The organism is Natronoglycomyces albus (assembly GCF_016925535.1).
GTDB classification, from domain to species: Bacteria; Actinomycetota; Actinomycetes; order Mycobacteriales; family Micromonosporaceae; genus Natronoglycomyces; species Natronoglycomyces albus.
Map to the genome: position 1 here is coordinate 769022 of NZ_CP070496.1, position 11924 is coordinate 780945.

9 protein-coding genes are annotated in these 11924 nt (G+C 63.4%); 7 read left to right on the forward strand and 2 right to left on the reverse strand.

Going from position 1 to position 11924, the window contains the following annotated elements; all coding sequences use genetic code 11:
- Window positions 1–140 precede the first annotated feature (140 nt).
- The 3 genes from mtrA to JQS30_RS03235 are packed head-to-tail and all read left to right on the forward strand — an operon-like array spanning window position 141 to window position 4188.
- A complete protein-coding gene (mtrA, locus tag JQS30_RS03225) occupies window positions 141–830 on the forward strand; it encodes an MtrAB system response regulator MtrA (protein WP_213171962.1) in 690 nt (229 codons plus the stop codon).
- A complete protein-coding gene (gene mtrB, locus JQS30_RS03230; RefSeq protein ID WP_213171963.1) occupies window positions 831–2402 on the forward strand; it encodes an MtrAB system histidine kinase MtrB in 1572 nt (523 codons plus the stop codon).
- A complete protein-coding gene (locus JQS30_RS03235) occupies window positions 2395–4188 on the forward strand; it encodes an LpqB family beta-propeller domain-containing protein (protein WP_213171964.1) in 1794 nt (597 codons plus the stop codon). The genes mtrB and JQS30_RS03235 overlap by 8 nt, the downstream gene beginning before the upstream one ends.
- A 161-nt stretch (window positions 4189–4349) precedes the next feature.
- Here the strand turns inward: JQS30_RS03235 and JQS30_RS03240 are convergent, their stop codons facing one another.
- Window positions 4350–4577, reverse strand: a complete 228-nt coding sequence (locus tag JQS30_RS03240) for a DUF3107 domain-containing protein (protein ID WP_213171965.1) — start codon at window positions 4575–4577, stop codon at window positions 4350–4352.
- A gap of 173 nt (window positions 4578–4750) precedes the next feature.
- Window positions 4751–5383 carry a TetR/AcrR family transcriptional regulator gene (locus tag JQS30_RS03245; protein ID WP_213171966.1) on the reverse strand — a complete coding sequence of 211 codons (633 nt, stop codon included), beginning with the start codon at window positions 5381–5383 and terminating at the stop codon, window positions 4751–4753.
- A 122-nt stretch (window positions 5384–5505) separates the two neighbouring features.
- On the opposite strand from JQS30_RS03245, the gene JQS30_RS03250 reads away from it, so the two are divergent.
- The 4 genes from JQS30_RS03250 (at window position 5506) to moeZ (ending at window position 11279) form a co-directional block, all read left to right on the forward strand.
- Window positions 5506–7761: a hypothetical protein gene (locus JQS30_RS03250; protein ID WP_213171967.1), complete on the forward strand. Its 2256-nt coding sequence runs from the start codon at window positions 5506–5508 to the stop codon at window positions 7759–7761.
- A 193-nt stretch (window positions 7762–7954) separates the two neighbouring features.
- Window positions 7955–9124, forward strand: coding sequence for an alpha/beta fold hydrolase (locus JQS30_RS03255; protein ID WP_213171968.1), 1170 nt, complete (start codon window positions 7955–7957; stop codon window positions 9122–9124).
- Between the two features lie 19 nt (window positions 9125–9143).
- Window positions 9144–9923 carry a DUF3152 domain-containing protein gene (locus tag JQS30_RS03260; protein WP_213171969.1) on the forward strand — a complete coding sequence of 260 codons (780 nt, stop codon included), beginning with the start codon at window positions 9144–9146 and terminating at the stop codon, window positions 9921–9923.
- Between the two features lie 177 nt (window positions 9924–10100).
- Window positions 10101–11279 (forward strand): adenylyltransferase/sulfurtransferase MoeZ, encoded by a 1179-nt coding sequence (moeZ, locus tag JQS30_RS03265; protein ID WP_213171970.1) that lies wholly within the window; start codon window positions 10101–10103, stop codon window positions 11277–11279.
- The last annotated feature ends 645 nt before the right edge of the window (window positions 11280–11924 follow it).

An 11924-nucleotide genomic window follows, 5' to 3' on the forward strand; every position in this document is an offset into this window, starting at 1 on the left:
CAATTGGCCCCCTCTCTGCGGCGATATTGCCTCGGACAGTGGTTGACATTCGATAACGGGCGGTACTGTATTACCTGTACTCAGTACCGGTGGAGCGTGGCAGGCGCGCACGCTGTAATCAATGATGAAATATTGGATGTATGAGAGCACGCGTACTAGTCGTCGATGACGACCCGGCCTTGGCCGAAATGTTGGGCATCATCCTCCGCACCGAAGGTTTCACTCCCTCCTTTGTGTCCGATGGAGAACGTGCCCTGGCTGCCTTCAAGGAGCACCGCCCAGACATCGTGCTGCTCGACTTGATGCTTCCGGGCATGAGCGGGCTGGACGTCGCCAAGGCGATTCGCTCCGAGTCCGGCGTCCCCATCGTCATGCTCACCGCGAAGTCCGACACCGTTGACGTGGTGCTCGGCCTCGAATCCGGGGCCGACGACTACATCGTCAAGCCCTTCAAACCCAAAGAACTCGTCGCTCGCGTCCGGGCTCGGCTGCGTCGAGGAGACGACGTCACGCCCGAACGGCTCCAAATTGGTAAGCCCGGGCTGCAAGTCACCATCGACGTGCCCGCCCACCAAGTCACTCTCAACGGCGCGGAAGTGAAGCTGACGCCGCTGGAATTTGACCTCCTGGTCGCGCTGGCGCGCAAACCACGCCAGGTGTTCACCCGCCAAGTTCTGTTGGAACAAGTGTGGGGTTACCGCCATTCAGCCGACACACGGTTGGTGAACGTCCACGTGCAGCGCCTCCGCGCCAAGATCGAACCCGACCCTGAGCGTCCGCAGCTCATCCAGACGGTGCGGGGAGTGGGTTACAAAGCCGGGCTCGGGTAAATGAAGCTGAAGCACCGGCTCGCCTCAACGCTGCGCCGAGCTGCCACCCCCGTCGTCGTCGCCTTTCGTTCCTCGCTGCAATTGCGCGTGGTCTCGGCGACCTTGGTCGCTTCGGGCGTGCTGGTGCTGACCTTTGGATTCGTCGTCGCCGGTTCGGTTACCTCCGGGCTCATCGGAGAACGCTATGAATCGGCCATCCACGAGGTGCGCGAAGCCTCCACCGCCGTGGGCGAAGAACTGTCCGACTACACCTCCACCGCCGATGGAAACCTCGAATCGGCCATGAACCGGGTCATCGGGGGACTGGAAAGCTCCTCGGCGGCTGGACCTCTCATCATGCTGCACACCGCTGACGATCAGCAGAAAGTCCAGCGTCCGACTCAGATGTCAGAGTTCGTCCTGCCCGTGGAGATCCGCCAACACGTCGAGGACGGTTGGCTTGCCACCCAGTACGCCACCTATGACTTCTATGGTGAGGGCGAAGCCCCCTACTTGATCGTCGGCACCGAAGTCGATCTCGGCGTTGACTACCACCTTTACTATCTATATCCGCTCGACAGTGTCCAAGACGCCGTCTCCCTTCTGCGTACCAACCTGATCCTGGCCGGCGTAGCGCTCGTGCTGCTGCTAGGCGTCATCGCCGCGCTGGTCACCCGACTTGTCGTCACACCCGTGCGCGAAGCGGCCCGCACCGCGCAGCGCCTCGCCGCCGGGCTACTGCACGAACGTATGGACGTGCGCGGCTCCGATGACCTGGCACGCCTGGCTAACTCGTTCAACCTCATGGCCGCCAACTTGCAGACCCAAATCAACAAGCTCGAAGAGATGTCGATGCGGCAGCGGCGCTTCACCTCCGATGTCTCCCACGAATTGCGCACCCCGCTGACCACCATTCGGATGGCAGCCGACCTGCTGTATGAGTACCGCGAGGACTTCGGAGAATCATCGCGCCGCTCCATCGAACTGTTGGAAAAAGAGCTGCAACGCTTTGAGGACCTCCTGGGCGAGCTCCTGGAAATCTCCCGCTTCGACTCCGGATTCGCGAATCTGGAGACTGAAGCGGTCAACCTCGTGCCCATCGTCGAAGACATCGCCGAGGGGTTCGACAGCCTGGCCGAAAGCTGCGGGGTGACTGTTACCGTCCACTCCGACCAACGCCGCATCGTCGCCGAAGTGGATGTGCGCCGTTTCCAACGCATCGTGCGTAACCTGATCGGCAACGCCATCGAACACGCCGAAGGACAACCGGTCGAGGTGCGCGTCAAAGCCTCCGAGACCGCCGTGGCCGTGGCCGTGCGTGACTGGGGAGTGGGCCTGAGCGAACCAGAGGCCGAGCGGGTCTTCGATCGATTCTGGAGAGCCGACCCCTCCCGTGCTCGCCAAACTGGCGGCACCGGCCTCGGGCTTGCCATCAGCCTTGAAGACGCGAAACTGCACCGTGGGACCTTGCAAGCCACTGGCACCCCCGGCGGTGGTTCGCTATTCTTGCTCACCTTGCCTCTGCACGCGGGCAACCGAGTCGTTACCTCACCGCTGGCACTCACCTTGAAGGAGGGAGCGCCCCATGCGTAAATCCTCGCACTGGACCAATGGCCGCGCTTTGGCCGCCATCGCGCTAGTGACCGCGATGCTGCCCCTCCTGACCTCGTGCGGTATTCCCACCGGGTCCGGGGCCCAAGCGGTCGAACCCGCTCCAACCGGGGTCGGTTCAGGCAACGACCGCACCGACGAGGAGTACCAGCCCACCGACGACATCGCCGAGACGGTCCGCTACTTCCTGCGCGCCTCCGCTGGAGACTCCGGCAGCCGCGACGAACGCCTCCACGTCTTCACCGGTGACCTCAACCTTCCCTACTCCGAACTTTCCGAAGGGCTCCGGCTGGTCGAGATCGACGATGTCGACGTCACCCAGGACGACGATTTGCTTTCCGGTGAAGCCGTTGTCACCGGCGACGTGTTGGGCACATACCTCCTCGATGGGCAGGTGCGCATGATGAGCACCCCCGGCGACTATGAGGAGACCTTCGCGCTGTCTCGCTCGTCCCTGACCGAACCCTGGACCATCACCGACGCGCCCAGCCAGGTCGCCCTCACCTACTTTGAATTCCGCCGTAACTACCGGGCCGCGCCCCTGTATTTCCTCGGCCCGGGAAACGAAAGGCTCCTCGTACCCGACTTGCGATGGATCTACAGCAACCTTCCCGAACAACGCGACCACCTCACCCGACTTGAGTGGCTCCTAGCCGGACCCAGCGATTGGTCCCGCCAATCCACCCGCACCGCCATCCCCTCCGGCGCGACCCTGCAAAACCTCGACACCGATCTGCCAGGTGACAATGTCGCGGTTGAACTCGAAGCCTCGGCCTCGGGCGACTGGGACGTCGAGACAGCGGAGTTCATGGCCGCGCAGATCGCCTGGACCCTCAACATGACCCACAACGCCGAACTGGAACTCTCCATCGACGGCACCGTGCGCGTCAATTCCCAAAAAGCCACCTGGGACCACTGGAACTCCATCCCCGCCGACGGCGACGCTGGCCGCACCAGTTACGCCGTCCGCGACGATGAGGTATGGCAACTAGACCTCAGCCGCGAACGCAGCCACCGCCTGAGCAACGTCGAACCGTGGGCCAACATGGACATTGGTGGCATCACCCAGGTGTCGGTGGGCGCTGATGGGCGCGTCGCGGTCATCGGCGACAACGGCCGCAACCTCTACACCGGATCAGACACCGATTCCTTCAGCGCGGTTGACCTTGACCTCAGCGGCTTCGAGGACGTGGCTTGGCTGTCGAGCCGCACCCTGTTGGTGTTGGCCGATGGCGCGGTGGTCCACATCGAGTTGGGTCGCGACGAGGCGTCGATGCAGGAACTTCCGCTGGCCACCAGTGAAGAATTGACTGGCCTAGTGGTGGCTCCCGATGGGCACCGGATCGCGTTCGTGGCGGGGGATCGGGCCTTCGTGGCCACGTTGGCCCGCGACGCGGACGGCAACCACCAGATTGGGGAGCCGCGCCGGATCGGATTGAACCTGACCGGGGTGCAGAATGTGGTGTGGAGCCGCGAGTATTCGCTCATGGTGATCGGTGAGTCCGCAAGCTCTGTCGAATGGCTCTTTGAGGTCTCGATCGACAACGCGCAAATGGAGACCCAGTCGGGCACTTCCTCATTCCCCCGGGCCAACGACATCGCCTCGGCTCCGGCCGACCCGCGTGACCGATTGCAGTCTCGTGGCGAGCCAACCGTGGTCGTCATTGGTGGAAACCTCTATCGGGTGCACTCGCAAAACCTCGAACAGATCAACACCGACCAGGGGGAGCCACTCCAAGGCACGGCCCCGTTCGTGACGATGAGGTAGGGCATTCGTCTCGCCACCAGCGCTTTGGAGTCCGTTCCTCAGCTGCTCGGTGTGAGGCCGCACCCGAGGGGGTCGTGACCCGCCTACGACAAAGCGCATCCTCGCCACGGCGAGGATGCGCTTTTGGATGGAGACGTCGCGGGTTGACCGCGACGGTCTCCTTACTCGTCTACGGTGAACCCAACCGGGCGCGTTGTCTTGCCCGAGACCTCGACATAGGCCAATGCGCCGGTGGGAACCATCACGCTGGAGCCCTTCTTGTCCGTCAACTGAAGCACAGTTTCGGACTTGACGGCCTCTTCAACTTGCTTGGCAAGTTCCTCCGGAGAAAGTTCACTCTCCACGACCAGCTCGCGCGGGGCGTGCTGGACACCGATCTTGACCTCCACGGGCCCTCCTTCTGACGCTTGACGTGCTGCTTGACCAGCTTAGCGCGCTGGTGACGACTGAGGCTCGCGCACAAGATTCCTTGAGCGGCCTCGAGCTATCCACGATGGTGGACGGCCCTTGGATGACCTCGGCAGGTGCCGCATCTGTGCTGTGCACCGTGCCAGAAGCCTCGTTATGGGTTTGATTCCTGGTCCTCGTCCAGCGGAAAATGCGAGATACCTCTCCACGCCAGTGTGCTGACCAGAGCCACCGCCTCGTCCTTGGGCACCACACAGCCCGAGGCGACCCATTTACGGGCCGCGACTTCGGCCGCTCCCGCCAAACCGGTCGCCAGCAGTTCGGCCCGTGCCTTGTCGACGCCGGTGTCGGCCATGATGGTCTCCGCCAACGCCACGACACATTCGTGTTCCATGCGGTCCATCCGGTCGGCCACCGCCGGGTCGTTGCGCTGGTCGGACTCGAAGATAAGGCGGAAGGCGTCTCCCTGCGCGTCCACAAAGTCGAAATAGGCTTGCATGGCCAGGCGGACGCGTTGTTTGTTTTCGGGGGACTTATCCATGGCCGCGCGTACGTTGTGTACTAGATTATCGGCGTGTTGATCCAGCAGTGCCAGGTATAGCTCCAGCTTGGACGGGAAGTGCTGGTACAAGACGGGCTTACTGACCCCGGCACGATCGGCGATGTCGTCCATCGACGTGGCATGGTATCCCCGCGAGACGAATACTTCCTGCGCGGCGCTCAAGAGTTGTCCGCGCCGCTGAGAGCGCGGCAGACGCACAGTGCGACCTTCCGATCCAGTAACCATCGTTAAAACCTCCCCTTTGAGTATCGCAGGCCCGGCCGCAGCGGATGACTCGTGTGGGGCGTTACCGTTAAAGTTGAGACAATTACGGTACATCCCCACCGGGCATCTGAGGAGTTTGTCTCGTGTACGACCAGAACCGATCCGACGGACCGAGGCACGAGGGGGAAGACCCTTCTGGCCACGAGCGCCGGGTCAACCGCACCAGGGACGCCTCCGGTGCGTTTCCCAGGCATCCGGACTCTCCACCGGAGCACGCGGGCTACTCCTCGTCGGGTCCTGGTATTTCGCAGCCGGAGATTCACCCCGATATTCCGCAGCAGGCAGGTTCGGAGAGCTACCGTTTCGATCCGCGCGCCCGCCGTCGCCGCTATGCGGCCGAGGACGCTGGCGGTCTGCCCGTGGGGCCGCATCGTCTTCCCGACGACGAAGACGACACGATGGAATATCCTCCCGTCGAGGTGGCGCAGACGCATCCGGGGGCTCCCGCGACTCGGCACCCGCGTCGGGCCGACCCTGAGGACGCCTCGATTCCCGGCGCGCCGTTGAATCCTTTCAGTCCTCGCTCTCACTCCCGGCCAGCGCAGCAGGCAGCGGCCGGGCAGGATGCGCGGGATACGGCTGACCCGAGCAATGGCCAGGCACCTGGGATGAGCTTCGGTATTCCCGGCGCTCCAGGCCAGTCGCCACATCCGAGGCAGCCTCCGGGCGCGCACCCGGGGCAGCCTCCCATGGGGCCGACGCAGCCGCCGAGCGCCCGCTCTACTTTCGCCCCTGTGTCTCCCAGTGAGGACACCACCCCTGCCCCCGGCGTCATCGCACCGGGCACGACGCGGCCCGGTCAGATGCCACAGCCGTCCCAAGCCACCCCACCCCCCGACACTCCCGCCCATGCAGCTCCGGAGATGGAAGGCACCGCCCACCCACCGATGTCCGCTTCACCTGGTAATCCACCTGTCCGCAATCGTTCTCGATCCTCCAATCAGATCTCCGAGCCGCCGTCGGCTCCCGCTCAGGTTTCGCAGCCTGGTTCGGCTCGCGACCATGACTATCCGCACGATGAGCCGCCCCAGCGCGCGCAGACTCCGCACGCGATCGGCGAGACGACGCCACCGGCGGTGCGCACGATCAACCTGTCCAAGTTCGACTTGGCCCCGAACCAGTCGTTGTTGATCCCGGCCTTGGAGTCCATTCCCGGAGTTGAGATCGCCGAGTTGGGTGAGGACTCCGAAGGGCTAGGTCAGCTTCGCCTGGAAATCGATCCGACCGCCAATGAGATGAACTTGCGTTCGGCCGTGGAGGAGGTGCTCACGCAGCAGCTAACGAGCCCCGAGTCGGTCGAGCCGACGACTCCTGCCGCCCCCAGCGCTCCCGGCAACCGGGCGGCGGGGCCCGATGCCGCACCGGCTGGGCCCGAGCTGGCCCCGTCCCAGCCCAATCCGCCCGATAGCGCGCCGGAACCGGATCAGCCACCGGTCGAGCAGGAGGAACAGCTCGAACAGGGGGCTGCCGCCCCTGCGCCAGCTTCGCGCGGAGGACTTCAGCGGGAGCGGCCGCCACGCCGAGGCGAGGAGCACGCCGGTTTTACCGCCGACTCGCACAGCCCGATGGGCGAGGACCAGCAGGGCTCGCAGGGGCGAGCCGGGGATGCCGACCGGCAGCGGCCCGAATACCAAGGCGGCCGACGCCGCCGCTCTATCGCCGAACGCGCCGCGGAACGGGAAGCGGCCCACAACCGCAACGCTACGGGCGAGGCCGCCGACACCGGTAGCGCTGAGGCCGAGGAGGCCCAGAACCGGGTAGTCGACAACCAGGCCCCGCCTAACAGTGTCGCCATACGCGGCCGCCGCGAACGATCCCGGCCCGAAGGGCCCGAACCTCAGGTAGACCCGGCAGCGGAAAAGTCCGCGACGCAGGCGGTGGCTCCCGTGGCCACTCCTGATGCGGCCGAGGGCGCGGTTGACCACCCCGATGGGGACGTCTTCAAGCAGATCCACACGGAGCCTTTGCCCGGTCGCTTTGTTCTCAAACAGCTCAACGCTTCGACCTCTGATCTGGAAACACAGGTCACCGTCACGCTCTCGTGCGACGACACCGACACTGTCGGCGTAGCCGTGTCACCGGCGATCGACTGGCATGTTCACCGCGCGACCGCCGCCGCCGCGCTGGAGGCCGTCCGTCCCTATCTGGGAGAGGACGCACGCTACGAGATTGAGCATGTCAACATCGAGTCCGCCGGCCCGGTCAAGGTCGCGCTGGTGGTGGTGTTGACGATGGCGGGTAATGCTATCCACCGCCGGGCGGGGGCAGCCGTGGTCACCAGTGAACGCCGCCAATCCATCGTGGCGGCCACCTTGAGCGCCCTCAGCGTCCAGATCTAGCCGCTTGCGCCGGTCCGCCCTACAGGCATCCACCCTTGGATGATTCATCAGTAGGGGCGTGACCGGCGTTTTCGCGGGCGCATGGTCCCTTGCCTGGGCTAGGCGCTTTGAGGTAGGGCTCGGGTGGCGGCCGCTGAGATCCGGCCATCGAAACCCGCCAGTAACTTCGTCTGGTAAATGGCATAATAAATGCATGAAAAGGGCGCGTTTGTCTGATCCAGATCGAGTCAGACACCCGGACTGGCCCCATCCGCCGTGGCCGGGGACCGAACACACGGTGGGGGAGCAGCGGATTTTCGTCCGTAGTACTCCTGCCACCCATCCCGACGCCGAGCCTGCCGTCTTCCTGCACGGCCTAGGAGGTTCGGCGCAAAACTGGACCGACTTGGCCGACGCCATGTCCGACCACCTGGAGGTGCAGGCGCTCGACCTACCAGGTTTCGGCCATTCCCCACCGGCCGCCCAGCCCGTCACCATCCCTCGGCTGTCCCGCATCGTCGCCTCTTGGATCGTGCAGTCAGGGCGGGGGCCAGTCCATCTGGCAGGCTGCTCACTGGGCGGCGCTGTCGCCTCCCACTTGGCGGCCACCCGCCCCGGCCTGGTACGCAGCCTCACCCTGGTCTCTCCAGCCCTACCGTTTCGCAATCCTCGCCGCTCCCGACAGGCAAAGTTCGTGCCGCTCATGGCGGTCCCTGGCCTGGAACACTTGACCGAACGCGCGCTGGCCCAACGCACACCCGAAGAGGTCGTCGACGCGATCTACCAGGGCTGCTGGGCCGAGCCGGACCGCGTCCATCCCCAACGCCGGCAAGAATCAATCGAAGAGGCACGGCGGCGGCTGTCATTGCCGTGGAACACCAGCGCCTATATCCAGACCTTCCGCGGTCTGCTGGGGTCATTCGCGCAGTCGATGCTGCCCTCGGAATCCTCGCTGCGAAAACTGGCCGGACGCATCACATGCCCAACGTTGGTCATCTGGGGCAAACAGGACCGCATCCTGGATGTGCGGTTGGCCCCTAACGTCGCCCAAGTGATCCCAGACTCGCGTCTGATCATCTTCAACCGCTGCGCACATGTGGCCATGATGGAATACCCACAGGCGGTTGCCCGCGCGATGGTGCATCTCCTTGACGAGATCCATGACAATACCGCCCATGTGGTCGCCACGCCGTTGCCCAACATCGAAGAATCGGAGGCGGGCTCGGCGCGGGTGGATCCAGAGGCGACCCAAGTACGCGATAATGAAGGAAACGGCGCTGGCGATGCAACCTCGTCGCCCTTTGGCCGAGTTAACCACCGGGAGGCTCCCAAAACCTCTGACTCGACACCTCTGCCATCCCGGGCGACCTCGGTACACCCCTGACAGGAATAGGCTACTGACGATGACTGTGACCAGGCGACTATCAACCTCCACGATGCTCGTCGCTGCCCTGGGCTCACTTACGTTGGCTCTCGGCTGCGGATTTGAGACGACGCAAGACTCCTCGTCTACCGCGCCCGAATCCGACCATGCCGCCATCGACCCGCAGGAGATCGAACCTGAGCAGATGGAAGAACCTATTCGCCTGCTGCGGTCGGGAACCGGGACGTGGGACTACGCGCCTGGACGTGACGGCGAGATTTGGGGAGATTCTGGCACGTTGTTGCGTTTCAATGTCGCCGTTGAGGAGGGCCTGGGCATCGAGACGGCTGATTTCGACGCCATGGTCAAGGAAACCCTCGACGATGAGCGTTCGTGGATCGCGGGCGATTGGCGTTTTGAACAGGTGGGTGAAAATGGTGATGCCGACTTCACCCTTTACCTGGCCAGCCCAAAGAAGCGGCAGGAATTGTGCGGGTCGGCCAATCTGACGGTCTCGTGCCGCAACGGAGACAACGTTGTCATCAATTCCGCGCGGTGGATCGAGGGCGTCGAACACTGGGACTCCACCTTGGAGGAGTACCGGTATTACGTGATTAACCACGAGGTGGGTCACCGGCTCGGCCACGGCCACGTCGTGTGCCCCGCCGAGGGCGAACCGTCCCCGGTGATGGCGCAACAGACTTTCCAACTTGCCGGGTGTACCGGTAACGGCTGGCCCTACCTGGATGGCGAGTTCATCGACGGGCCGGTGGGCGAGTATGGCGGCCCGGCCCTCCCAGAGGACGACTACGACGATTGAGGAGACGTGTCCGTGTGGCTGGTGAACACTGGAGCACGGTGACTTATCTCATCTTCGACCTGCGGTAACGCCACTGCCAGGCGGTTGAGAAGCCAGCGGCTGCCACCATCTATCCACATCGTGGGATGGCCGGTTCGATCGGGAATGAATCGCGGCCTGTGCGGCATTATGACGAGTATGAGTCTCCCGCCGCTTGTAGAACCAGCCGCAGAACTGTCCGTCGACGAGGTCCGCCGCTATTCACGCCACCTCATCATCCCCGACGTGGGAATGGATGGCCAAAAACGCCTCAAGAACGCTCGCGTGCTCGTGGTCGGAGCCGGGGGCCTGGGCTCACCTGCCCTCATGTACCTCGCCGCCGCCGGTGTGGGCACCCTCGGCTTGGTCGACTTCGACATCGTCGACGATTCGAACCTCCAGCGCCAGATCATCCACGGCGCCTCCGACGTGGGCAAGCCCAAGGTTGTCTCGGCCGCCGCCACCATCAGCGAGATCAACCCCTATGTGAACGTGCAGATCCATGAGACGGCGCTGACCAACGACAACGTCTTTGAGATCTTTGCCGACTATGACCTCATCATCGACGGCACCGACAACTTCGCCACCCGCTACATGGTCAATGACGCGGCGGTCTTGCTCAACAAGCCCTACGTGTGGGGCTCGATCTTCCGTTTCGAGGGGCAGGCCTCGGTCTTCTGGGCCGACCAGGGCCCGTGCTACCGCTGCCTGTACCCCGAACCCCCGCCGCCGGGAATGGTCCCCTCCTGCGCCGAGGGTGGAGTGCTGGGCGTCCTGTGCGCCTCGATCGGCTCCATTCAGGTCAACGAGGCCATCAAAGTCATCACCGGCATTGGGGAGCCGCTGGTGGGCTCGCTCATGGTTTACGACGGTTTGGAAATGGAATACCGTAAGATCAAGGTGCGCAAAGACCCGAATTGCGCCTTGTGCGGTGACAACCCGACCGTCACCGAACTCATCGACTATGAGGATTTTTGCGGAACCGTGAGCGAAGAAGCTGCCGACGCCATCAGAGAGTCGACCATTACCGCCTCCGAACTCAGTGACTGGGTGAAGGAAGGCCGCGACATCGACATCATCGACGTCCGCGAACCGGCCGAATGGGACATCGTGCGCATCCCCGGTGCCCGCCTCATTCCCAAGGGCGACATCATCTCGGGAGCGGCGCTGAAGGACCTCCCCACCGACAAACAGGCCGTCTTCTACTGCAAGGCGGGCATCCGCTCGGCTGAGGCGCTGGCCGCGGCGAAGGCCGCGGGCCTGTCCAACGCGGTCCACGTGCAAGGCGGCGTGGTCGCTTGGATCAAGCAGGTAGATCCTTCTTTGCCCATCTACTAGGGCCAACATTGGCCCGAAGCGCCGCGTGAACCAATGCGCCGGGTGGGCCTGGCGAGGCATCGCCAAGAGAGACCACTTCTGATCGCTATGGAACATTGTGGCGCGAAGAGCGGCATCAATAAACGATAACGAGCGGGCGGCGAGGGCGGCCCGTGACACAAGCTGAGGGCGTTGGCTGCCAGATTGCCAACGCCCTCAGCCATACCCTTGCTACAAGATTCCTGACCGAGATAGCGCGCGGAATCCCATCTCCTTGAGACTTATCGGTCGGCCCGGGTGAACAGGCTTTTGCTCCTGCGTGTTGGCAGGAGCGCTGTTGAATAAGTCTCCCAATCGAGGTGTGCGCTCATACTACTCTGAAAACGGCACTAACCGGAAGAGTCGGACCCAAAGATATCGATGGCTGGTGGGCCGATTGGGGATATCGCCCGAAGATCAGGTTTGATAACCCTCTGTAGTCCTATACTGAAGAGTGATTGGGTGATGGGATGCCAGGTCAGGAGGGGTATCGCGTTCCATTTGCGTAGATATAGATAATTATCAATCTATTCAATCCAAAGTGGACTATGGCTGACCCTCTATTCTGGAGTTTTATCACCCCGTAGAGCAGCGGTTTTCTTATTTGTTATCAAATCAAGACGCGCA